Here is a 24,544-nt window from a genome sequence, read left to right as displayed (position 1 = left end):
GACGAGGACCGGTGGCCCGGGATGCGACCTGCATCCGTAATGACGAGCCGACCGTGTCGGAGTACTCCCCTTGGACTTGCGAGCCTACGGGTGCAGGCGCCCGGCTTCCTGTGAAGATGCCGGGCGCTGCGGCATCCGTCAGACCGAGAAGTACTTCGCCTCGGGGTGGTGGAACACGAAGGCGTCGGTCGACTGCTCGGGGTGCAGCTGGAGCTCCTCGCTGAGCTCGACGCCCATGCGCTCGGGCTTCAGGAGCTCGACGACCTTTCGGCGGTCCTCCATGTCGGGGCACGCGGGGTAGCCGAGCGAGAAGCGCGCGCCGCGGTACTCGAGCTTGAAGAGCCCGGCGGTGTCGGCGGGATCCTCGCCCGCGAACCCGAGCTCGTCGCGGATGCGCGAGTGCCAGTACTCGGCGAGCGACTCGGTGAGCTGCATCACGAGCCCGTTGAGCTCGTAGTAGTCGCGATAGCGGTTCTCGGCGAAGAGCTTCGCGGTGACCTGGTCGATGTGCGCGCCTGCGGTGACGAGCTGCACCGGCAGCACATCGACCTGTCCCGACTCCTTCGAGCGGACGAAGTCGGCGAGGTTCAGGTGGCGGTCGCGTCGCTGGCGCGGGAAGTGGAAGCGCAGGCGCTCCTCGCCGAGCGGGCCGCCCGAGCCGCCGTCGGGCGCGAGCAGCCCGGGCCGGCCGAGCACCCCGGTCGGGTCGTCGCCGTGGTGCAGCACGACGAGGTCGTCGCCCTCGCTCACGACCGGGAAGTAGCCGTAGGCGACCGACGCGTCGAGCATGCCCTCGCCGAGGATGCGGTCGAGCCAGTACCGCAGGCGCGGGCGCCCCTCGGCCTCGACGAGCTGCTCGTAGGTCAGGCCGTCTTCGCCGCGACCGGGCTTGAGGCCCCACTGCCCCATGAACGTGGCGCGCTCGTCGAGGAACGCGGCGTAGTCGGCGAGCGCGATGCCTCGCACGATGCGCGTGCCCCAGAACGGCGGGGTTGGGATCGGGTTGTCGGATGCCACGTCGGACCGCCCCGGCATGGCCTCGGGTTCGGTCAGCGTGAGCTTCGAGCCGGCCGCGTGGATGCGCTTCTTGAGCGCCGGCAGGCCCACCTCGGCCGGGTCCGCGCCGCGCGCGACCTTCACGAGCGGCTCCATGAGCGTGAGGCCCTCGAAGGCATCGCGGGCGTAGCGGACCTCGCCGTCGAAGAGTCCTGCGAGGTCGTCCTCGACGTAGGCGCGCGTGAGCGCCGCGCCGCCGAGGATCACGGGCCACTTCTTCGCGAGGCCGCGGGCCTGCAGCTCCTGGAGGTTCTCCTTCATCACGACGGTCGACTTCACGAGCAGGCCGGACATGCCGATGACGTCGGCATCGTGCTCCTCCGCCGCAGCGATGATGTCGGCGATCGGCTGCTTGATGCCGAGGTTGATCACCTTGTAGCCGTTGTTCGTCAGGATGATGTCGACGAGGTTCTTGCCGATGTCGTGCACGTCGCCGCGCACCGTGGCGATGACCATGGTGCCCTTGCCCGAGGCCTCGGTCTTCTCCATGTGCGGTTCGAGCAGCGCGACGGCGGCCTTCATGGTCTCGGCCGACTGCAACACGAACGGCAGCTGCATCTCGCCAGAACCGAAGCGCTCGCCGACGATCTTCATGCCCTCGAGCAGGTGGTCGTTGATGATCTGGAGCGCCGACAGCCCGCCCTCGCGCGCGAGGTCGAGGTCGTCTTCGAGGCCCTTCGAGGCGCCGTCGATGATGCGACGCTCGAGGCGCTCGCCGACGGGCAGCGCGGCGAGCTCGGCCGCGCGCTGGTCGCGGAGGGCCGCGGTGTCGACGCCGGCGAAGAGGTCGAGCATGACCGCGAGCGGGTCGTAGGTCGTCGCGCCGTCGGCGTCGTACTCGCGGCGGTCCCAGACGAGGTCGAGCGCGACCTTGCGCTGCTCCTCCGAGAGCGAGGCGAGCGGCACGATCTTCGCGGCGTCGATGATGCCCGAGTCGAGTCCGGCCTCGACGGCCTCGTGCAGGAACACCGAGTTCAGCACACTGCGGGCGGCGGGGTTGAGGCCGAACGACACGTTCGAGACGCCGAGCGTGGTGTGGATGCCGGGGTACTTCGCGTTCAGGCGACGGATCGCCTCGATCGTCTCGATCGCGTCGCGGCGGGTCTCCTCCTGACCGGTCGCGATCGGGAACGTCAGGCAGTCGACGATGAGGTCCTCGACGCGCATGCCCCAGTCGTCGACGAGCGCGTCGACGAGGCGCGAGGCGATGCGCAGCTTGTCGTCTGCGGTGCGGGCCTGGCCCTGCTCGTCGATCGTGAGCGCGATCACGGCCGTGCCGTGCTCCTTCACGAGCGGCATGATGCGCCCGAACCGGCTGGTCGGGGCGTCGCCGTCCTCGTAGTTGACCGAGTTCACGACCGGGCGACCGCCGATGAGCTCGAGACCGGCCGCGATGACGGCCGGCTCGGTCGAGTCGATCACGAGCGGCAGCGTCGAGGCGCTCGCGAAGCGCGACACGACCTCGCGGATGTCGGCGACGCCGTCGCGGCCCACGTAGTCGACGCACACGTCGAGCAGGTGCGCGCCCACGCGGATCTGGTTGCGCGCGATCTCGACGCACTCGTCCCATTCGCCGGCGAGCATGGCCTCGCGGAAGGCCTTCGACCCGTTCGCGTTCGTGCGCTCGCCGATCGCGAGGTACGACGCGTCCTGGTGGAACGGCACGTGCTGGTAGAGGCTCGCGACGCCCGCCTCGGGCACAGCCGCCGGTCGAGTAGGCGCGCCAGCGCCGTATCGAGACCCAGCGTCGTCGGCATCCTGGTCTCGATACGCTCCTTCGTCGCTACTCGACCACCGGGGGGCCGGACGCAGTCGCTCGACGACGGCGAGCATATGCTCGGGCGTCGTGCCGCAGCATCCGCCGATCAGGCCGAGGCCGAACTCGCGCACGAACTGCTCGTGGGCGGTCGCGAGCTCGGCGGGTTCGAGCGGGTAGTGCGCGCCGTTCGCGCCGAGCACGGGCAGGCCCGCGTTCGGCATGCAGGCCACGGGCACGCGCGAGTGCTTCGACAGGTGCCGCAGGTGCTCGCTCATCTCGGCCGGGCCGGTGGCGCAGTTCAGGCCGATCGCATCGACGCCGAGGGGCTCGAGCGCGGTGAGCGCCGCACCGATCTCGCTGCCCATGAGCATGGTGCCGGTGGTCTCGACGGTCACCTCGACGAAGATCGGCAGGCGGATGCCGCGGCTCACGATGGCCTGCTTGCATCCGTTCACGGCGGCCTTGGTCTGCAGCAGGTCCTGCGACGTCTCGATGAGGAACGCGTCGGCGCCGCCGTCGATGAGCCCCTCGGCCTGGAGGGCGAACGTCTGCTTGAGGTGGTCGTAGGTCGTGTGGCCGAGGCTCGGCAGCTTCGTGCCGGGGCCCATCGACCCGAGCACCCAGCGCATGCGGCCGTCGGCCGCCTCGGCGGCCTCGACGCGCTCGCGTGCGATGCGCGCACCGGCCTCGGCGAGTTCGGCGATCTGGTCGTCGATGCCGTAGTCCGACAGGTTCGACCAGTTCGCGCCGAACGTGTTGGTCTCGACGGCGTCGATGCCGGTCGCGAGGTACGCATCGTGAATGCCGCCGATGACGTCGGGCCGGGTGCGGTTCAGCACCTCGTTGCAGCCCTCATGGCCCTCGAAGTCGGCCTCGAGCGAGAGCTCGTGCTGCTGCAGCATGGTTCCCATCGCGCCGTCGGCGATGACGACGTTCGCGTGCACCGCATCGAGCAGCGCCTGCGACCGCGCAGGGCGCGCGACCCCGTCGACGTCGAGCGGGAAGCGGGGTTCGATCAGCGTGCCGGTCACTCGCGCGAGTCTAATCAGCGGCGACCGCGGCCGCAGGCGATGATGTGTTCATGACATCGCCGTCGCTCGACGACCTGCTCTCCACCGCGCGCGTGGTCGCGCTTCCGCTCGTCACGCGGTTCCGCGGCATCGACGTGCGCGAAGCGCTGCTCATGGAGGGCCCGCACGGGTGGACGGAGTTCAGCCCCTTCGTCGAGTACGACGACCACGAGGCATCCGTCTGGCTCCGAGGCGCGATCGACTACGGCTGGAACGAGACACCGGCGGCGCTGCGCGACCGGATCCCGGTGAACGCGACCGTGCCGGGCGTCGACCCCGACAGCGTCGCCGCCGTGCTCGCGCGCTTCCCCGGCTGCCGCACCGCGAAGGTGAAGGTCGCCGCAAGCGACCAGACCCTGGCCCAGGATGTCGCGAGGGTGCGCGCCGTGCGCGAGGTGCTCGGCCCCGAGGGCCGCATCCGCGTCGATGCGAACGCCGGGTGGAACGTCGACGAGGCCGAGCACGCGATCCACGCGCTCGCGGAGTTCGACCTCGAGTACGTCGAGCAGCCGTGCCCGAGCCTCGAGGACCTCGTCGAGATCCGGCTGCGCACGAAGTACATGGGCATCCCGATCGCGGCCGACGAGAGCGTGCGCAAGGCCGACGACCCGCTCGCGGTCGCCGAGGCCGGTGCCGCCGACCTCCTCGTGATCAAGGCGCAGCCGCTCGGCGGCATCCGCCGGGCGCTCCGCATCATCGAGACGGCCGGCCTGCCCGTCGTTGTCTCGAGTGCGCTCGACACGAGCGTGGGGCTCGCGATGGGCGCCGCGCTCGCGGCATCCGTCGCCGACCTCGACTACGACTGCGGGCTCGGCACGGCCTCGCTGCTGGCGGCGGATGTCACGGGCTCGCCGCTGGTGCCCGTCGACGGCGCGATCGAGGTGCGCCGGGTCGTGCCCGACTCCGAGCTGCTCGACCGCCACGCCGCCTCGCCCGAGCGCACGGACTGGTGGCTCGAACGCCTCGGCCGCTGCTTCGCGGTGCTCGACGGCTGACCCGCGCCGACGGCTGACCAGCGTCGACGGCTGACGCGGCGCCTCGCGTGACCCGGTGCATCGTGCGACGGGTGAATCACCGGGTGAGAGAATGCACGCACCCGCTCGTCACCGTGCGGGTACACGGAGTATCCCCCCTACAGGAGGCATGCATGCAGGCTGGTCCGCGACTCGTCATCACCGGCACCGCCATCGCCCTGGCTGCCCTGACCCTCGCCGGGTGCAGCCCGGCTTCCGACGGGGCGAAGACCGCGGCGTCCGCGAAGCCGAAGGCGTCAGCAGGGGTCGAGTCGACCGGCGCCGCCGACGACGCCGACGCCGACGCCGAGGCGGCCGCAGCCGCACCGGGCGCGTGCCTCATCGGCGACTGGGTGCTCGCCGACGACCAGATGCAGGCCTTCTACGACCAGGTCAACGCCGATCTCACCGAGTACGGCATCGTCTACGACCCGACCGGCACGGCCGGACTCTCGTTCGCCGACGACGGCACCTACGCCTACACGCCGAACCTCACGCTCGCGGTCGACATCGCAGGCCTGCCGGCCGCTGCCACGATGTCGGGAACGCTCGCCGGGCAGTACACCGCCGACGCCACGACCGTCACGACCGATCACGACACGAACGGGCTGACCATGGACGTCACCGTCGACGGCGTGGCCATGGACGGCACGCCCGTGACCGAGCAGATCCTCGCCTCGCCGATCGCCTCGTCGGCCTACGACTGCTCCGGCGACACGCCGGTGGTGCAGTTCTCGACCGGGCCGGCCACGGTGCCGCTCACACTGACCCGAGGCTGACCGCTCGGGCGACGCGGCCTCGTCGGTCGCCACGACGCCCTGAGCGCCGTGGTCAGGCGACTTCTCCCGCTTCCGAGCTGATGAGGTCGTCGATGGCTGCGAAGAATCGTTCGATGCCGGGGCGGTTCGCACCCTTCGCCCGGGATGCCGTGAGGTCGGCGTCGCTTCGCCATTCGACGATGTCGAGCCACTCGTCGCCGGCCAGTCGCACGAGGCGGGCATCGGTGAATCCGTCGCGGTCGGCGCGGAAGTCGGCGAGCATCTGCGGCCGCGCCGCGAGCAGTGCTCGGGCGTCGCTCGCCCGGAATCGCGTGAGTTCGATCGTCATGTCGTGCCACCCTTCGTCGAGCCACGAGGATATAGTAAGTTTTAGTGATCGTCAATGAAACTTACTAATGAGGAGCACGATGCGGCGCAGCGAACGCAAGACCCTCGATCCCGACCTCGGCATGCTGACGGCCCGGCTGCTGTTCCGGGTGCAGCACGAACTCACCGCGTCGCTGCCTGAACGCGAGCACACCGACCTGAAGCCCAAGCACGGCGCGATCCTCGCCTACCTCGATGCCGAAGGCAGCCGGGCGACCGACCTCGCCCGGTTCTCAGGGCAGCACAAGCAGGTCATCGGCACGCTCGTCGACGAGCTCGTCGAACTCGGCTACGTGCGCCGCGAACCCGACCCGGCCGACCGGCGCGCCAAGCTCATCGTGCCGACCGACCGCGGCCTCGCCGAGATGCGGGCATCGGATGCGATCCTCGAGCGGATCGAGCAACGCTACGCCGACGCGATCGGAGCCGCGGAGTTCGCGCAGTTCAAGGCCACGTTGCGTCGCATCGCCAGCGCAACGCCGGTCGAGTAGGCGCGCCGGCGCCGTATCGAGACCCCGCGCAGGGTGGGTCTCGATACGGCCGCGAGCGGCCTACTCGACCGGCGGACTGGCCACCGGGTGCGTCAGTAGACGAGCACCGGGATCGGCAACGACGTCGAGTCGCTGAACCCCTCGCCTCCGTCGAACGACGTGCGGATCAGGTGCAGCCCCTTGCCGAGCTTCGGCAGGTCGACCTGGAAGCGGCCCTTGTCGGACGCCTTCAGGGTGACCGTCGCGACCGCCTTGCCGCCGTCGAGCACGGTGACCGTGCCCACCGGACGGCCGCCGTCGACCGCGAAGGTCTGCCCGACGACCTTGACCGCGGATCCGGCCTTGACGAGCAGCTTGTTCGGCGCGGCGACGGTGACGGTGGCCACCGCGGGCGGCGGCTGCTCGTCGACCAGCACCGCGACCGAACGTGCCGGGATGGTGACCGTGCCCGTCGCGGTATCCCACTTCGTGGTCTTCACGATCGCGTCGGAACCGGATGCCTGCGCCTTCGCGAGGGCGAATCCGCGGCCCTGGAGGCCGTCGACCCGCTCGGTGATCGCCTCGGGCGAGGCGTTGAACACCACGAGGGCGCCGTCGAGCTCCGGGTCGACGTCGGCGCCGACCAGGTCGTCGACGAGCATCGTGATGAGGCCCGGCGTGGCATCCGTTCCGCTGTTCGGGAACGAGACCTTCTCGTCGATCAGCGAAGCCGAGCCGAGCTGGAGCAGGTCGACCGACGACCGCACACGGAGCAGGTCGAGGGCGGATGCCTCGGCTGCGGCCATGTCGGCCGCGGCCGGCTTCAGCGCGGCGTTCTCGAGCAGCGGCGTCATGATCGGCCACTTGTCGCCGTTGTCGGCCTCGTTCGGCAGGCCCGACCCGAAGGTCGACTCCTGACCCGTCCAGTCGATGCGGTTGAACCAGTCGCCCGAGTTGTAGCTGTTGCGGTCGAGCGACTTCGAGCGCAGGAGCTCGGTGCCGGCGTGCCAGAACGACGGCGACTGCGACAGGGTGACGGTCGCGAGCTCGAGCGTGTTCATGCGCACGCGGTCGGCCATCGACGTGTCGGTCGGGAGCTTGAACACCGAGAGGTCGTAGAGCGTCTCGTTGTCGTGCGCGTCGACGTAGTTGATCACCTCGTCGGGCTGGTCGGCGTAGCCCGCCGGCGAACCCCGGTAGTCGAGCTCGTCGCCGCGCACGGTCTCGCCCGAGGCATCCGTCAGCTCGTACGCCCGCAGGTTGCCCGCGAGGCCGAGCTTCACGAGATCGGTCTGGTGCCCGAGGTCGACGAGCTGGTCGGCCTGCGACGGGGTGCCCGGCTGCCCGTTCGGGTCGGTGCCGAGGCCCGTGCCGAAGCCCTGCTGGAAGGTCGAGGTGCCGTCGACCGGGCTGCCGCCGTGCACGGCGTCGCGCAGCCGGTCGTTGAACGTGCCGATGCCCGTGCCGCCGAGCTGGCCCTGCGTGGCCTGCTCGAAGAGGGCGTTGTTCGCGACCTCGCCGAAGTTCCAGCCCTCGCCGTACAGGTAGACCTTCGAGCCGTCGACGCCGTCCTCCTTCAGCGTGAGCTCGTCGAGCGCGGCGCGGATCGCGAGCATGTTCGCCTTGGAGTGGTGGCCCATCAGGTCGAAGCGGAAGCCGTCGACCTTGTACTCCTTGGCCCACAGCACGACGGAGTCGACCATGAGCTTCTCGGCGACCTCGTGCTCGGTGGCCACGTTCTGGCAGCAGGTCGAGGTCTCGACCGCGCCGGCCGCGTTCAGGCGCTGGTAGTAGCCCGGCACGATGCGATCGAGCACCGACTTCTGGCCCTGACCGGCCTCGGCCGTGTGGTTGAACACCTGGTCGAGCACGACCTGGAGTCCCATGCCGTGCAGGGCGCCGACCATGTCGCGGAACTCCGCGACCCGCGCGCCGCCGTCGGCGTCGACCGCGTACGAGCCCTCGGGCGCCTGGAAGTGGAACGGGTCGTAGCCCCAGTTGAAGCCGTCCGCGTCGCGCACCGCATCGATGCAGGCCTGCTGCTCGGGCGACGCCGGCCCGAACGACGCGAGGTCGCAGTCGGGCGTCGCCTGCGCGGCGCGCTCCTCCTCGATGGTCGCGATGTCGAACGTCGGCAGCAGGTGCACGGTGTTGATGCCGGCGCCCGCCAACTGCTTCAGCTGCGCGGTTCCTGCCGAGTCGGCCGTGAACGCCTCGTACGTGCCCCGCTCGGCCTCGGGCACCGACTCGTCCGTGATCGAGAAGTCGCGCACGTGCAGCTCGTAGATCGCGCGGTCGACCGCACGCTCGACGACGGGAGCCTTCGCCTTCGTCCACTGCTTCGGTGCGAGCTTCGGGTCGTCGAGGTCGACGACCACCGTGCGGGCCGAGTTCGTGGTGAGCGCGACCGAGTAGGGGTCGGTCACCGAGTTCACCTCGTACGCGCCCGTGGTCGGCGCGAACACGTCGACCGACCAGCGGTACTCGTCGCCCTTCTTCAGGCCGTCGACCGTCCACGTTCCGTCGGCGGCGTGCCACTCGGCATCGAGCCGCTGGGGGTCGCCGGTCGCGCCGGCAGCCCAGCGCTCGAGCACGACGTCGCGGGCGGTCGGCGCCCAGAGGGTCGCCGAGGCCTGCTTGCCGTGCCACCCGGTTCCGAGCGCAGCGGATGCCACCGCGTCGGCGTAGAGGTCGTCGAGCACGCCGGGCAGCTGCACGCCCGTGAAGGCGGTCAGCTCGTCGCCGGTCGTCTGCGCGACGGCCAACTGCCGGGTGAGGATCGCCTGCACGTCGGAGCGGTCGAGGCCGACCGGGTGCAGCGCGATGAAGCCCTCGAGTGCCGGGAACTTCGCGAGCTGCGCGTCGGTGAGGCCCGCGGGATCGCGTTCGAGCTCGATCGGCTCGCCGCCGCCGGTCACCGCGCCGTCGACGACCGCGAGGGTCGCGTCGGCGGAGTGCTCGAGCGTCCAGGTCGTGTCGTCGGCGTCGGCCGCGCCGAGCAGTTCGGCGGGCCACGCGAGCGTGTCCTCGCTCACCCAGTGCGCGCGGGTCTGGCCCGTGCCCGCGAGCGGCGGGTCGCTGACCACGATCTCGAGCACGTGCGTGGCGAGCGTGTACCGGAACTCGACGAGCTTGCCGCCGGTCGCGGTGAACGAGTAGTTGGCTCCGCCGGGAGCGCCGCCGACACCATAGTTCTCGTCCCAGCTGCGGCCGTGCGCGACCTTCACCTCGTACGCGCCGTCGGGGATGCTCGACGTCGAGAAGGTGTAGACGCCGTCCTTGTCGCCGTCCTGCATGAGCGACGCGAGGCACTCGGGCTGCCAGTCACCCGCGCAGCCGACCTCCGATTGGAAGCTGCCCGGCAGCGTCACGACGGGACCTTCGGCGGTCGACGAGACGACGTGCGTCACGGGGTTCCAGAAGAAGGTCACCGGCTTCGTGCCGTCGGTCGAGTACGAGACGTTGCCGCCGTTCGGCTCGCCGTTCGCGCCGTAGTTGAGGTCCCAGCTGCCGTTGATCGCGACCTTGTACTCGTAGTCGCCCGCCGGGATCGCGAACGTGCCCTCGTAGATGCCGTCGGCGCGCTTGGTGAGCTTCGCGACCTCGCAGCCCGGAGCCCAATCACCCGCGCATCCCATCTCGGAGTTGTGGTTGCCCGGCACTGTCACCAGGTCGATCGGCTGCTCGGGCTCCTCCTCCTCGACGAGGTTCACGGCGTCGCCCACGCTGGCGTAGGTGCTCGCCGCGGTGCGGTTGCCCGCGGCATCCGTCGACACCGCGCGGTATTCGAGGAGCGTGCCGTTCGCGAGACCGGCCGTGTCGTGGAAGACGCGGGGGCTCGTGTCCTCGGCCGTGCCGAGCGGGTGCCAGGCGTCGTCACCCGTCGCACCGGCGACGCGCCACGCGAAGCTCGTCTCCTGCCAGGTCGCGTCGTCGACGTCTGCCACGACGGGCGTGATGCCGGTGACGCCCGCGCCGGCGGCCGGGGTCGCGACGGTGATGGCCGGAGCCGCGTCGGGCGCGCTCACCTCTCGGTCGGCCTGCAGCACCACGGCGCCGAGCGCCGGCACGGTGACGGACGCCACGCCGTCGGCGTCGGCCGTCACGCTCGCCCCGCCGCCGAAGATCGGCGTGAAGACGCCGCCGTCGGTGAGCGTGGAGACCTGCACCGTCTTCGCGGCGTTCGAGTTGTTCGCCGCGACGAGGTACTCGACCTTGTCGGCGCGGTCGACGCGGCTGAAGGCGTAGACGCCTGCGCCGTTGTCGACGTAGCGCTCGATCTGGGCGCCCGTCGAGAGCGCCGGGTGCGCCTGCCGAAGGGCGGAGAGCGCGGAGATGTGCTCGTAGAGCGGGGCATCCGTGTCGTAGCGGTCGACGCTGCCCGCGTTCTCACCCGTGATCAGGTTCTGGTTCTGGTACTCGGCCACCTGGCTCGCGAACAGGGTCTGGCGTGCGCTCTGGTCGCCGCCGAGGCCCGCGAAGCCCTGCTCGTCGCCGTAGTAGACGACGGGCTGGCCGCGCGTGAGGAAGAGCAGGTCGTGCGCGAGTTCGTCGCGCTGCAGCGGGGCATCCGTGTTCTGCAGGAACGAGCCGACGCGGCCCATGTCGTGGTTGCCGAGGAAGGTCGGCAGCGCCGTCGCCGACGAGTCGGAGGTCGTGTAGTAGTCGTCGCCCGCGAAGAGGGACTGCAGGTTCTTCGCCGAGTTGCCCGCGGCGAAGCTCACGGCCTGCGACTGGAACGTGAAGTCCAGCACCGAGTTCATGTCGGTCTTGCGCACGTACGGGCTGAGCTTCTGGGGGTCGGCGTCGTAGACCTCGCCGAACATGAAGAAGTCGGGCTTGCCGTGCTCGTGCGCGTAGTCGAGCACCTGCGTGGTCCACTGCTGCCAGAACTCGAAGTTCACGTGCTTGGCGGTGTCGATGCGGAACCCGTCGATGCCGAGGTCGATCCACTGGTCGTAGACGTCGACGAAGCCGTTCACCACGGTCGGGTGCTCGGTCATGAGGTCGTCGAGGCCGACGAAGTCGCCGTACGTGACGGACTCGCCCTCCCACGTCGAGTCGCCGCGGTTGTGGTACAGCGTCGGATCGTTGAGCCAGGCGGGCACCTTGAGGTCGGCGTCCTCGGGCCGCACGACCGGCGTGTACGGGAAGCTCGTCGCCGCGTCGAGGGCGGGGAACGGCGTCGTGCCGTCGGCGTAGTCGGCGAGGTCGATCTCGTTGCCGTCGGCATCGGTGTACGGGCTCGTCGCCTGGTCGATGTACGAGTACTGCTGCTGCTCGTAGTCGATGACGTCGGCCGTGTGGTTGGTGATGATGTCGAAGTAGACCTTGATGCCCTTGTCGTGGGCCTCGGCGATGAGCGCCTCGAGCTCGGCGTTGGTGCCGAGGTGCGGGTCGATCTGGGTGAAGTCGGTGACCCAGTAGCCGTGGTAGCCGGCGCTCGTGTTCACGCCCTCGCCCTGCACCGGGCGGTTCTTGAAGCTCGGCGTGAGCCAGATCGCCGTCGTGCCGAGCTCGTCGATGTAGTCGAGCCGGTCGCGCAGGCCCTGCAGGTCGCCGCCGTTGTAGAAGGCCTTGCTCGTCGGGTCGTAGCCCGTGGTGAGCGCGCCGCCGGTGAGGCCGCCCTCGTCGTTCGACGTGTCGCCGTTCGCGAACCGGTCGGTCATCACGAAGTAGAACTGCTCGTCGCTGCCGGGCTGGCGCACCGGGTCGGCGACGAGCGCCGTGTCATCCGCCTCGGTGTAGCCGGCCCGCATGCTGACGAGCTCGAGCCCGACCTTCTTCTGGTTGTCGTCGAAGACGAAGCGGATGCTGCTGGGGCCCGCCACCGACAGCGTCAGGTTGTCGCCGCCGGGCGCGCTGCCCTTGCCGTACGCCTCGTCCCAGCTGTCGTTCACGGCGACCTTGTACTGCCAGTCGCCCGCCGGCACCTCGAACTCGGCTGCGAAGACGCCGGGGGTGGCGGTCGCGAGCAGTTCGGACTCGGCGCAGTCGGGCGCCCAGTCGGCGGCGCACCCCACCTCGGTCTGGAGGTCGCCGACGAGCGCGAACGTGCGCTCCTCGGCCGAGGCCGCGAGGCCGGGTAGGAGGGCGAGAGCGGATGCCGCGACGGCACCCGTCACCCCCATGGCGATCCAGCTGCGCGCGCGTCCGCGTTGCGTCATCGTCGACTCCTGCTGTTCGGGCACGGCGACGTGCCTGGGGACATGTGCGGCGAACCTATCAGCGCCGTCATGGTTAATGCAAGCGCTTGCAATTCTTGCGGCGATCCCCCTATCTTGAGGGTCACGCGCCGTTCACGGCGTAGCTGCCGCATCGGCGCGGCAGATTCGCGGACCACGGGGTTCCCGGCTTGTGATCTGCGTGAGGACACGAGGAAGAGCTCCCATGTCAGCCACCATTCATCAGCGGGACGCCGTGCCCGCAACGCACCGCAAACGCTTGCGATTCCTTGCGAGCGCAGCACTCATCGCCCTCATCGGCACCCTCATCTCAGCCACCGCCTTCGCCGCGCCGGCGACCGCCGCGGCCCCCGGTCCGAAGGACACCACGGCCGTGCTGTTCTCGTGGACCTGGAACGCCATCGCCCGCGAATGCACCGACAACCTCGGGCCGGCGGGCTACGGGTACGTGCAGACCTCGCCCCCGCAGGAGCACGTGCAGGGGCCGGAATGGTGGACGTACTACCAGCCGGTCAGCTACAGGATCGAATCGCGGCTCGGCACCCGCGCCGAGTTCAAGGCCATGGTCGACACCTGCCACGCCGCCGGCGTCAAGGTCATCGCCGACGCCGTCATCAACCACATGTCCGGCAAGAGCGCGGGCGGCACCGGCTGGGCCGGCTCGTCGTTCCAGCACTACGACTACCCTGGCATCTACCAGTCCCAGGACTTCCACTCCTGTCGGCGCGACATCTCGAACTACCAGAACCGCACCGAGGTGCAGGAGTGCAACCTCGTGAACCTCTCCGACCTGAACACGTCGTCCTCGTACGTGCAGGGCAAGATCGCCGGATACCTCAACGACCTCGTCTCGCTCGGGGTCGACGGCTTCCGCATCGACGCCGTCAAGCACATCGCCGCGAGCGACATGCAGGGCATCCTGTCGAAGGTGAACGACCGGGCACGGCTCTACGTCGTGCAGGAGGTCATCCGCGCGAACGAACCGATCCAGCCCGAGGAGTACACCTCGTACGGCGACATCCACGAGTTCGCGTTCGCGCGCAAGCTCAAGGAGGCCTTCGGCGGCGGCACGATCAACTGGCTCGTGACCGGCAGCGGCATCGGGCCGAGCTGGTCGGGATTCCTGCCGCAGGCCAGTGCCGCGGTGTTCGTCGACAACCACGACACCGAGCGCAACGGCGAGACGCTGAGCTACAAGGATGGCACGACCTACGACCTCGCGCAGATCTTCACGCTCGCGTGGAACTACGGCTCGCCCTCGATCCACTCGGGCTACCAGTTCTCCGACAAGGAGGCAGGGCCCGCACTCGCCGGCAACGGCGAGGTCGTCGACCCCGTCTGCGGCCAGAACGGGTGGACCTGCAAGCACGCGCAGACGAACATCGAGAACATGGTCGGCTTCCGCAACGCCACATACGGAACCGCGATCACCAACAAATGGGACAACGGCTCGAACGCGATCGCCTTCGGCCGAGGCGACAAGGGCTTCGTCGCGATCAACCGCGGCGGTTCGCTCACGCGCACGTTCCAGACGTCGCTTCCCGCCGGCGACTACTGCAACGTCATCGTCGGGCTGCCGACGGCGAGCGGATGCTCCGCGGGAGGCGTCGTGACCGTGAACGCCGCCGGCCAGTTCACCGCGACCGTCGACGCGAACCAGGCGCTCGCGCTGCACGTCGGTGCGAAGGCCGGGTCGAGCACGGACCCCGGAACCGACCCCGGCACGAACCCCGGCACCGGCGACCTGACGGTCTACTACTCGACCTCGAAGGGGTGGAGCACCTACAACGTGCACTACCGCGTCGGAACGGGTGCCTGGACCACCGCACCCGGCGTCGGAATGGCCGCGGCGTGCACGGGCTGGGTGTCCAAGACGATCCCTGGCGGCGGGACGGGCATCACCGCGGCGTTCAACAACGGGTCGGGCACCTGGGACAACAACGGCACGCGCGACTACACCCTGTCCGGCGCGGTCGCGACCGTGAACGGCGGGGTCGTCGGCTCGACGAACCCGTGCGGCACGACGCAGCCGACCACGACGACGACCGTGTACTACTCGACCGGGTGGGCGACCGCGAACATCCACTACCGGGTCGGTACCGGTGCGTGGACGGCCGTGCCGGGCGCGGCCATGGCCGCCGCATGCACCGGTTGGAAGGTGAAGACGATCGAGCTGGGCGGCGCGGCCGGCATCACGGCCGCGTTCAACAACGGTTCGGGCTCGTGGGACAACAACGGCGGCAACGACTACGCGATCGGTTCCGGGGCGGTGAGGGTGTCGAACGGCACCGTCACCCCGGGCAACCCGTGTAGCTGACAGACCTCGCATCGCCGGGCACTTCGGCGGTGCGAGCCGGGAAGGGGGCGGCGTCGGTGCTCCGGCGCCGCCCTCTGACGTTCTCGCGCGAGCCCGCGGTCACATCAGGCGGCCGATCGCGATCGACGCGTACTGCTCGTCGCGCAGCCGCGCGGCGGTCATGCGGCGCTCGTGCAGTTCGGCGAGGTCGGCCCGGCTCGGAAGGCGTCGAGGCCGGCGGCGCAGGTGCGCGGCCAGCCACGCGCTCAGGGGGCGTGCGGGTGCGATGTCGGTCACGACGAGTGCGGTGTTCATGATGTCCTCGATTCCTCGGCTCGCGCCCGGTTCCAGGCACACCCCAGTTCTACGGCGGGCGCCCGGCCCGCTCATCCGCACTCGCTACCGAGATCTCTGCTGCGCACCACCGAGATCTGCGGATGCCGCTCGCAGACGCACTCAGTCCGCGAGGACCCCGAGCCGATGCGCCGCAAGCACCGCGTCCTGCCGCGACGACGCGTCGAGCTTCTGCAGGATCGCCGCCACATGGCTCTCGACCGTGCGCACCGAGAGCACGAGGCGATCGGCGATCTCGCTGTTCGTGAGCCCGTCGGCGAGGAGTGCGAGCACGTCGACCTGTCGATCGGTGAGGCCGACGGGGTTCCGGCGTGTGGCGCCCGACGGCCCACGCGGAACGCTCCGCGCGCCGCGGGCGCGGAGGTCGGCCCGCACCGCGTGCGCGAGCGGGAGGGCACCGAGCCGGTCGAGGATCGCGAGCGCCTCGAGCAGGTCGGCTTCGTGCGGGCTCTCGGCGAGGGCCGCCGCTTCGTGGTACGGCGCACCGAGGGAATGCCAAAGCCCGGCGGCCGCGCGCCAGTCGCCGCGGGCCTGCACGGCGAACGGATGCTCCCCCTCGGGCGCCGCGACGCCGAAGGCGCCGGCCCTGCGCAGCAGGGACGCCAGTTCGGCCTCCTCGTTGCCCGCACCCAACCGGCGGGCCTCCTCGTACGCGCTGCCGGCGATCGCGACCGCCGCAGCCCGGTCGTCGCGCAGGAGGGCCGCCTCGGCTCGCGCGGCCGCAACGGGCCCGGTGCGCTGGAACTCGCCGAGTCGCGCCGCGACCTCGGCGGCTTCGGAGAGCGTGCGCTCGCCCGCGGCATCGCCGGTGCGCACCTGCACGAGCCCGATGACCGTGAGGGCGACGCAGTGGGCGTGCGGAAGCGCCTCGCGTCCGTGCGCGGCGGCGACGAGCGCCTGCTCCCACTCGGCACGGGCGAGGTGGAGCCTCGCCCGTTCGACCTGCTGGTAGGTCCAGAGCCCCATCACCTCGGCACGCGACGAGGTCTCGAGCGCCGCGTCGAGGTGGCGTTCGGCGAGCTCGAGCCGGTACTGGTCGAGCAGGCTCCACACGAGGTTGACGTGCGCGCGGGCCGCGTCGTCCATGAGGTTCGCGGCCGTCGCGACGTCGGCAGCCTCGACGAGCTCAGCGATGCCCTCGTCTCGGTTCATGAGCAGGTGCGCGGTGCCGAGGTTGTTCAGCGAGTGCGAGAGCGCCCGGCGATCACCGGTCTCGCGGGCGATCGCGACGGCCTGCGGCGCGAGTTCGAGCGTGCGCGCCAGGTCGTGGGCGAGCATGGCGAGCTGCGCCTCGTTGCTCAGCGCGAGCGCGAACAGCGAGCGGTCCTCCGACGTCGCCAGGCAGGCGGATGCCTCGCGCGCGGCGGCCTCGGCCTCTCGCCGCTGCCCGGCGAGCCAGTGGAAGCGCGACGCCCAGCGCAGGCTCGCGCCGAGCGCCGTCGGATCGCCGCCTGCGCGTCGGGCGCCGATGACGTCGGACTGCACCTGCACCGCCTCCTGATCGAACCCGAGCGTGTACAGCTCGATCGCGTACGCCTCCATGAGGTCGACGCGCTCGGAGTCGTCGCCGCCGTGCTCGAGCGCCGCCCGGTAGTGCGCCGCCGCCTGCCGATGGGCTCCGCTCACGGCCGCGTCGCGCGCCGCCGTGGGCGCCCAGGCCGCGACTGCGTCGCCGTCGCCCGCTTCGACGGCGTGCGAGACGATGCGCGCGGGATCGGCGCCGAGTTCGAGCAGCACCGCCAGCACGCGGGTGTTCAGCTCGATGCGACGCGCCGTCGGCATCGCATCGACGATCGCCCGTCTCGTGAGTTCGTGCCGGAACGCCACGCCGCCCGGACGCACGGTGAGCAGGCCCCGCTCCTCGGCCGCTCCGAGCGCCGCCGCTCCCCCGGCGACGAGACGCGCGACCTCCGCGGAGTCGACCGCCGACGGGATGACCGCGAGCTGCTCGACCTGCACCCGTACGTCGGGCGGCAGGCGGTGCAGGCGGCCGGTGACCGCGTCGACGACCGAACGCGGCACGTGGTCGGCGTCGGCCGACGCCACCAGCTCGCCCACGAAGTACGGGTTGCCCAGCGTGAGGTCGAACACCTGCTCGGGATCGAGACCCCGGTCGGCGGCGATCCCGGCGACGGCGGCACGTGACAACCTCGCGATCGCGAGATGCCGCACGTTCGCATGCACGTCGCCGAGCAGCCGGGCGAGCGGATGCCCCTGGTCGACCTCGTCGTCGCGGTACGTCAGTACGAGCAGCACGGGCAGCGCATCGATGCGACGCGCCACGAAGGTCAGTGCGTCGAGCGTGCCCTCGTCGGCCCAGTGCACGTCCTCGACGACGAGCACGGTGCCCGGCGATCCGGCGAGTTCGTCGCGCAGTGCGTCGAAGACCTCCTCGCGATCCCCGGCCCTGAGCGCCCCGGCGAGGCGCGCACCGACGAACGGCGCCAGGTCACGCAACGGACCGAGGGTCCGCGGCGTGGCGAGGGCGTCGCACGACCCGACCAGCACGCGGCATCCGTTGGGCGGATCCGCCCGGAGCGCCGCGACGAGGCTCGACTTGCCGATGCCGGCCTCGCCGTGCACGAGCACCACTTCGCCGTGCCCGTCGAGGGCGGCACGCGCGGCGGTTGCGAGGTCGCCGAGCTCGCGATCACGCTCGAGCAGCGTCATAGAGCGATCGTGCTCCCCATGCGGCGCGCGCGCAATGCCCTCGCCCGTACGCGCCGAACGGGGCGCCGCCGATCGGCGACGCCCCGTTCGATGCGAGGACGGTTCGGCGGCTCAGAGCCCCGAGTAGGCGTGCAGTCCCTTGAAGAACAGGTTGACGACGGTGAAGTTGAACATGACCGTCGAGAAGCCGATGATCGCGAGCCATGCCGAGCGGGAGCCGCGCCAGCCGCGCGTCGCGCGCGCGTGGATGTAGCCGGCGTAGACCACCCAGATGATGAAGGTCCACACCTCCTTGGTGTCCCAGCCCCAGTAGCGGCCCCACGCGGCCTCGGCCCAGATGGCTCCGGCCATGAGCGTGAAGGTCCAGAGGATGAAGCCGATGATGATGACGCGGTACGCGAGGTTCTCGAGGGTCGCCGAGTCGGGCAGGGTCGCGAGGAACGACCGCTTCACGTCCTTCGCGGTGGCGAGCACGGTCTCGCGTCGTGCCTGCATGAGCTGCACGACCGAGAGCGCGAACCCGAGCGCGAGGAACCCCGTCGCCGAGGTCGCGACGAACACGTGGATGATCAGCCACGCGCTCTGCAGCGCCGGCGGCAGCGGCACGACGCTGACGTAGAAGTTGACGGTCGCGACGCCGAGCAGCACCAGCACGAGCCCGGTGATGAACGTGCCGAGGAACCGCAGGTCGTGCTTGGAGACGACGAGCACGAGCAGGTACACGGTCGTGATGATGAGCGTGCCGGTGAGCGCGAACTCGTACATGTTCGCCCACGGCACGCGGCCTGCTGCGAGACCCCGGGTGATGTCGGCCGCGAGGTGCAGCGCCCACGCGAGCACGGTCATGGCGACGCCCACGCGCAGCGACGGCGAACGGCCGTAGGCGACCGAGGCCCCCGCGATCGCCGAGGCGGATGCCGCGCCGCGGCCTGCCTTCGCCGGTGCACCGGGTGCCCTGCCGGCGCCCGAGACGGCCGCACCCACGGTGGCCGGAGCCCCCACGGTGGCCGGCGCGCCCACGGTCGCCGCGGCCGGCGAGGATGCGTCGCGGGCCGCGTTCGCGGCATCCGCTGCGCTGGCGGCGACGGCCGAACGGCGCGCGAGGTCGATCGCGTAGGCGATGAACGCGATCGCGTAGACGGCCATGGCCGAGTACACGAGGGTGATGGAGATCTCGTCGAGCGTCACGACTACAACCTTACGTCGTCGGTTTCGCCGGTTCACCGGCGGATTCGGGGCCTTCGGGGGCGGCGTCGCCGGGCTCGTCGGCGTCGTCTGCCTCGTCGAGCGGCGCGGCACCGCCGTGCCTGTCGGCGAACGAGGCCACCGCGTCGTCGAGTCCGGGGTCCTCGCCGCGGGCGAGGCCCGCGTACTCGAGCACGACGCCGCCGTCGGGGCGCTTCGCGGCCTTCACCCACACGCGGCGGCGCGGGATGAAGAGCGAGACGAGCAGCCCGCCGAGGATGAGGATCGCGAACACGAGCACCCAGGCCTGCGACGGGTCGCGGTGGATGTCGAAGCTCGCGAACCGGTCGACGCTCTGCGAGTAGTCGCCGTCGGCGGCGTTCGGCTCGCCGGCTGGCGTCACGTCCTCGAGCGTGACCGTTCCGAGGCCGTTCGGCAGGTCCTGCGTCTGGCCCGGCATGAGCTCGATCGAGTCGACGCCGGTCGTGCCGCCCGTGAGCTGCTCCATCGTCGACGGATCGAGCGTGTAGACCGAGGTCGGCTTGCCGCCGTCGATGCCGAGATCGCCTGCGTAGACGTTGAGCGTCAGCACCGGGTAGACGAGGTCGGGGTAGCTCGACGAGTAGGCGCCCGAGTCGAGCGTGGTCTGCGTCGGGTAGAAGAAGCCGACCATGCCGAGCTGCTCGGGCATGCCGTCGGGCACCTTGACGACGCCGATCGAGGTGAGGTTGGCGTCTTGCGGCAGGAACGGGATGGCGTCGGTGAACACGACCTCGCCGTCGGCGTCGCGCACGGTGATCGTGGGCGCGTAGCCGTTGCCGAGCAGGTAGACGTCGGTGCCGTGCACGCGCAGGGGGTGGTTGACCTTGACCTCGCCCTCGACCGTCTCGTCGCTGTCGCGAGCCGTGATCTCGACGCTCGCCGTGAAGTCGACGGGCTGCCCGAGGGCCTTCTGGTTCTCGGTCTCGTAGACCGCATCGAGGTCGGTGAGGGTGAGGCGGTAGGGGTCGAGGTTCGAGTCGCTGAAGAAGCGCCCGGGATTGAAGGAGTCGAACGAGGCGAGCGTGTTCACGAACGACTGGCCCTCGACGACGACCCGCTGCCCGGCGAAGCCGAACCCGCCACCGATGCCGACGGACACGAGGATGCCGAGCAGCGCCGTGTGGAACACGAGGTTGCCCGTCTCGCGCAGGTACCCGCGCTCGGCGGAGACCGACGGTTCGCCGCGCAGCTCGTAGCGCTCGACGCGGTAGCCGGCGCGCTTGAGGTCGGCCGCGGCGCGCGTGATCGCGGCATCCGCCGTCTCGCCCTCGGGCAGCGCGCGCTCGGTGTACCCGGCCAGTCGCGCGAGGCGCACGGGGGTGCGGGGCGGGCGCGCCCGCAGTGCGTCGAAGTGGTGCTTCGTGCGCGGGATGATGCAGCCGATGAGCGACACGAACAGCAGCAGGTAGATGGCCGAGAACCACGCCGACGTGTAGACGTCGAACATCTGGAGGTTGTCGAGCACGGGTGCGAGCGTCGGGTTGTCGGCGAAGTACTGCGTGACGCCGTTGGGGTCGCTCGACCGCTGCGGCACGAGCGAACCCGGGATGGCCGCGATGGCGACCAGCAGCAGCAGCAGCAGCGCGGTGCGCATGCTCGTGAGCTGGCGCCAGGCGAAGCGCAGCCACCCCACGAAGCCGAGCTTCGGCTGCGTGATGGATGCCGCGTCGTCGCCGGGTTCTGGCGAATCGATGTGGTCGTCGGGGCGCGAGAGCGCACCCGGGTCAGATCGCGGGGACAAAGCCGGAGATCACCGCCTGCAGTTCGTACATCCAGATGGTCCAGAGACCCGAGAGCATGAGGAGGCCGATCACGATGAGCAGCGACCCCCCGATGATGTTGATCGTGCGGATGTGGCGGCGCACGAACGCGAGCGAGCCCGTGACCCAGCCGAAGCCGAGGGCGACGAGCAGGAACGGGATGCCGAGGCCGACGCAGTACGCGAGCCCGAGCAGCACGCTCCGCCACACCGAGCCCGAGTCGGCGCTGAGCGTGAGCACCACCGCGAGCGTCGGGCCGATGCACGGCGTCCAGCCGAGGCCGAAGACGACCCCGAGCAGCGGCGCACCGGCCAGCCCGGTGGCCGGACGCCACGAGGGCTTGATCGTGCGCTGCAGGAAGGTGAACTGGCCGATGAACACGAGGCCCATCACGATCAGCACGACGCCGAGCACCTGCGTGATGACGTCGCCGTAGGCGTTGAACCACGCGCCGGCGACCCCCGCGAGCAGGTTGAACGTGACGAACACGAGGGTGAAGCCGGCGATGAACAGCAGCACGCCGAAGACGAGCCGGCGACGGTACCGACGCTCCTCCGCGGCATCCGCCGACGCCTCGACGAACCCGCCGATGTAGCCGAGGTAACCCGGCACGAGCGGCAGCACGCAGGGCGAGAGGAAGGAGACGACGCCCGCGAGCATCGCGATCGGCACTGCGGCGAGCAACTGCCCGTTCAGGACGATCTCGCCGATGCCCCCCACGTCAGGCCTGCTCGTCGAGCACGCGGTCGACGAGCGACTCGAGGATCGACGCCTCGGTGAGCTGGCCGAGCACGCGCGCCGCGACCCGACCCTGCTGGTCGAGCACGATGGTCGTCGGCACGGCTGCGGGCGGCACGGGCCCGGCGAACGCGAGCTGCGCCTCGCCGGACTCGACGTCGAGGATCGACGGGTACGTGACGCCGTACTTCTTCTCGAAGGATGCCGCGGTGCCCGGCTGGTCGCGCACGTTCACGCCGACGAAGGCGACCTCGGCGTCGTCGTCGAGGTAGCCCTGCGAAACCTCTTCGAGGATGGGCGACTCGACCCGGCACGGCGCGCAGCCCGCGTACCAGAAGTTCACGACCGTGACCTCGCCGAGCGTGTCGGCCGAGTCGAACGCGTCGCCCTCGACGGTCTCGCCCGAGAACTCGATCGGCTCGCCGCGGTCGGCTTCGGCGTACTCGCTGATGCTGCCGTCGCCCGCGATGTAGTTCTTGCCGCTGCCCTCGCGGAACTGGTCGGCCAGCGGGTCGCTCGTGCACCCGGTGAGCAGCAGGGCGGATGCCGCGGCGAGCGCCAGAGCGCCGGTCGAGTAGCGAGCGAAGCGAGCGTATCGAGACCCTGCGGCCTCGGTCGATCGGCGGGTCTGCATCACACGGCTCCCACGTCGGTGGCCTGCGCGGCGAGGCCGGAGGCGGGGTCACGGTAGTCGACCTCGACGTACCGGTCGCCGCGGCGCTCGAGCGTCGTGATGCTCGAGAGCGCGCAGCGGCGACGGCGCGGGTCGTGTGCGAGCGAGGCGCCCGCGAGCTTGCGGTGCACCATCCAGATGGGCAGCTGGTGGCTGACGATCACGACGTCGCCGCCGTCGGCGGCCTGCCAGGCGTCGTCGACGGCGAGCAGCATGCGCTTCGCGATCGACCCGAACGGCTCGCCCCAGCTGGGCTCCCACGGGTTGATGAGGAAGCGCCAGTTGCGCGCGTCGCCGAGGGCCCCGCCCGGGCCGGTCATGCGCTTGCCCTCGAAGCGGTTCTCGGGCTCGATGACGCGGTCGTCGAGCATCGGCTCGAGGCCGAACGCGACCGTCATGGGCTCGGCGGACTGCTGCGTGCGCTGCAGCGGCGAGGCGACGAGGCTCGTCACCGGCCGGCCGACGCGCACGAGTTCATCGGCAGCGGCCTGCGCCATGCGCCGCCCGAGGTCGGACAGGCCGTAGCCCGGGAGACGACCGTAGAGCACGCCCTGGGGGTTGAACACCTCGCCATGGCGCACGAGATGGATCTGCTCGGCAGGCACGGTCTCCAGTCTAGGGATCGCGTTCCTTTGAAACCGCCGTGCGTCGGCCTTCCGGCGCTGGCGGGGAGGCATGCCTCGGCGACGTGCGGCACCCCTCGCTACCGCATTGACCGGTTAGCCGGATCGCACCGGCGCGACCCCAGTAGGATGGACCCTCGTGAACGAACGCACCCTCGTCAAGAACCTCGCCGCGCTGCCCGACGGCCCCGTCACGATCGCCGGATGGGTCGAGACCGTCCGCGATCAGAAGAAGGTGCAGTTCGTCATCCTCCGCGATGAGACCGGCGCCGTGCAGGTCGTGAACCCCGCGCTCCGCGAGCTCCCCGAGCCCGGCGAAGACGGCGTGGTCGACGAGACCGCGCCCGCTCGCCTCGCGACGACCGAGGCGATCTCGGCACTCGCGCACGGCTCGTTCATCCGCGTGACGGGCGAGCTCAAGCACGACGAGCGCGTGAAGCTCGGTGGCCTCGAGGTCAAGCTCGCGACCCTCGAGGTCGTCTCCGAGGCGAACCCCGAGACGCCGATCGCGGCCGACTCCAGCCTCGACAAGCGCATGGACTGGCGCTTCCTCGACCTGCGCAACCCGAAGCAGGCCCTCATCTTCCGCATCCAGACCACCTTCCTGCACGCGCTGCGCGGGGTCTGGGTCGAGAAGGGCCTCATCGAGATCCAGACGCCGAAGCTCATGGCCTCGGCATCCGAGTCGCGCGCCGAGCTCTTCGAGGTCGACTACTTCGAGGGCAAGGCGTACCTCGCGCAGAGCCCCCAGTTCTTCAAGCAGATGGCCCAGGCCGCAGGCTTCGGCGGCATCTTCGAGGTCGGCCCGGCCTTCCGCGCCGACCCTTCCTTCACGAGCCGCCACGCGACCGAGTTCACGTCGGTCGACACCGAGATCAGCTGGATCGACTCGCACGAAGACGTCATGGCCCTGCACGAGGAGCTGCTGGTCGCGGGCTTCGAGGCCGTCGTCGCCAAGCACGGCGCCGAGATCCAGGAGCACTTCGGCATCGAGCTGGCCGTGCCCTCGCGCCCGTTCCCGCGCATCCCGCTCGCCGAGGCGAAGCAGATCGTCGCCGACCACGGCTACGTGGTGCCGCGCGCCGACGCGGACATGGACCCCGAGGGTGAGCGCCAGATCTCCGCGTACGTCAAGGAGACCTTCGGCCACGACTTCGTGTTCCTCACCGACTACGCGTCGAGCATCCGGCCGTTCTACCACATGCGCCACGAGGGCGACGCGAGCCTCACCAACTCGTACGACCTCATCTACAACGGCGTCGAGATCTCGACGGGCGCGCAGCGCGAGCACCGCGTCGACATCCTCGTCGAGCAGGCGAAGGAGAAGGGGCTCGACCCCGAGGAGCTCGAGTTCTACCTCGACTTCTTCCGCTACGGCGTTCCCCCGCACGGCGGGTTCGGCATGGGCCTCGCGCGCGTGCTGATGCTCATGCTGGGCGAGAGCTCGATCCGCGAGACCACGTACCTGTTCCGCGGCCCGACGCGCCTGCTCCCCTGACAGAGGC

15 protein-coding genes are annotated in these 24,544 nt (G+C 70.5%); 5 read left to right on the top strand and 10 right to left on the bottom strand.

Translation table 11 applies throughout. From position 1 onward, the window contains the following. Positions 1-138 precede the first annotated feature (138 nt). Complete coding sequence (locus BM342_RS02925) at positions 139-3,726, bottom strand: methionine synthase (protein ID WP_369823148.1); 3,588 nt, start codon at positions 3,724-3,726, stop codon at positions 139-141. Between the two features lie 170 nt (positions 3,727-3,896). On the opposite strand from BM342_RS02925, the gene BM342_RS02920 reads away from it, so the two are divergent. Next, entirely contained in the window at positions 3,897-4,880 is a 984-nt protein-coding gene (locus BM342_RS02920; protein WP_092964011.1) for an o-succinylbenzoate synthase, read from the top strand. Between the two features lie 152 nt (positions 4,881-5,032). Beyond that, positions 5,033-5,677, top strand: coding sequence for a hypothetical protein (locus tag BM342_RS02915; protein ID WP_092964010.1), 645 nt, complete (start codon positions 5,033-5,035; stop codon positions 5,675-5,677). A 52-nt stretch (positions 5,678-5,729) separates the two neighbouring features. Here BM342_RS02915 and BM342_RS02910 read toward each other — a convergent pair whose 3' ends face one another. After that, a complete protein-coding gene (locus BM342_RS02910; protein ID WP_092964009.1) occupies positions 5,730-6,005 on the bottom strand; it encodes a hypothetical protein in 276 nt (91 codons plus the stop codon). A 79-nt stretch (positions 6,006-6,084) separates the two neighbouring features. On the opposite strand from BM342_RS02910, the gene BM342_RS02905 reads away from it, so the two are divergent. Next, positions 6,085-6,534, top strand: a complete 450-nt coding sequence (locus BM342_RS02905; protein ID WP_092966431.1) for a MarR family winged helix-turn-helix transcriptional regulator — start codon at positions 6,085-6,087, stop codon at positions 6,532-6,534. A gap of 92 nt (positions 6,535-6,626) precedes the next feature. Here the strand turns inward: BM342_RS02905 and pulA are convergent, their stop codons facing one another. Then, a complete protein-coding gene (gene pulA / locus BM342_RS02900; protein ID WP_092966428.1) occupies positions 6,627-12,680 on the bottom strand; it encodes a pullulanase-type alpha-1,6-glucosidase in 6,054 nt (2,017 codons plus the stop codon). 223 nt (positions 12,681-12,903) lie between these two features. Here pulA and BM342_RS02895 point away from each other — a divergent pair, with 223 nt between their 5' ends. Then, entirely contained in the window at positions 12,904-15,015 is a 2,112-nt protein-coding gene (locus tag BM342_RS02895; protein WP_092964008.1) for a carbohydrate binding domain-containing protein, read from the top strand. A gap of 99 nt (positions 15,016-15,114) precedes the next feature. On the opposite strand, the gene BM342_RS02890 is transcribed toward BM342_RS02895, so the two are convergent. The 7 genes from BM342_RS02890 to BM342_RS02860 form a co-directional block, all read right to left on the bottom strand. Further along, a complete protein-coding gene (locus BM342_RS02890) occupies positions 15,115-15,309 on the bottom strand; it encodes a hypothetical protein (RefSeq protein ID WP_092964007.1) in 195 nt (64 codons plus the stop codon). A 141-nt stretch (positions 15,310-15,450) separates the two neighbouring features. Beyond that, complete coding sequence (locus tag BM342_RS02885; RefSeq protein ID WP_092964006.1) at positions 15,451-18,018, bottom strand: ATP-binding protein; 2,568 nt, start codon at positions 18,016-18,018, stop codon at positions 15,451-15,453. Between the two features lie 111 nt (positions 18,019-18,129). Then, positions 18,130-19,164, bottom strand: coding sequence for a c-type cytochrome biogenesis protein CcsB (gene ccsB, locus BM342_RS02880; protein ID WP_092966426.1), 1,035 nt, complete (start codon positions 19,162-19,164; stop codon positions 18,130-18,132). A 52-nt stretch (positions 19,165-19,216) separates the two neighbouring features. After that, positions 19,217-20,986: a cytochrome c biogenesis protein ResB gene (locus BM342_RS02875; RefSeq protein WP_092964005.1), complete on the bottom strand. Its 1,770-nt coding sequence runs from the start codon at positions 20,984-20,986 to the stop codon at positions 19,217-19,219. Next, a complete protein-coding gene (locus BM342_RS02870) occupies positions 20,970-21,725 on the bottom strand; it encodes a cytochrome c biogenesis CcdA family protein (protein WP_092964004.1) in 756 nt (251 codons plus the stop codon). Before BM342_RS02870 ends, BM342_RS02875 begins: the two co-directional genes overlap by 17 nt. 1 nt (position 21,726) lies before the next feature. Next, the gene (locus tag BM342_RS02865; RefSeq protein ID WP_092966424.1) at positions 21,727-22,377 is read right to left on the bottom strand and encodes a TlpA family protein disulfide reductase; all 651 of its coding nucleotides are present in this window, start codon (positions 22,375-22,377) and stop codon (positions 21,727-21,729) included. Beyond that, a complete protein-coding gene (locus BM342_RS02860; protein ID WP_092964003.1) occupies positions 22,377-23,021 on the bottom strand; it encodes a histidine phosphatase family protein in 645 nt (214 codons plus the stop codon). Before BM342_RS02860 ends, BM342_RS02865 begins: the two co-directional genes overlap by 1 nt. Positions 23,022-23,178: 157 nt before the next feature. Between BM342_RS02860 and aspS the strand changes: the two genes are divergently transcribed. Continuing rightward, positions 23,179-24,537, top strand: coding sequence for an aspartate--tRNA(Asn) ligase (aspS, locus tag BM342_RS02855; RefSeq protein WP_092964002.1), 1,359 nt, complete (start codon positions 23,179-23,181; stop codon positions 24,535-24,537). Positions 24,538-24,544: the final 7 nt, after the last annotated feature.

This window comes from Agromyces sp. CF514, assembly GCF_900113185.1.
In the GTDB taxonomy this organism is placed as follows: domain Bacteria; phylum Actinomycetota; class Actinomycetes; order Actinomycetales; family Microbacteriaceae; genus Agromyces.
The sequence above is the reverse complement of the archived record's forward strand: the minus strand, read 5'-3'. Positions and strand labels throughout refer to the sequence as shown.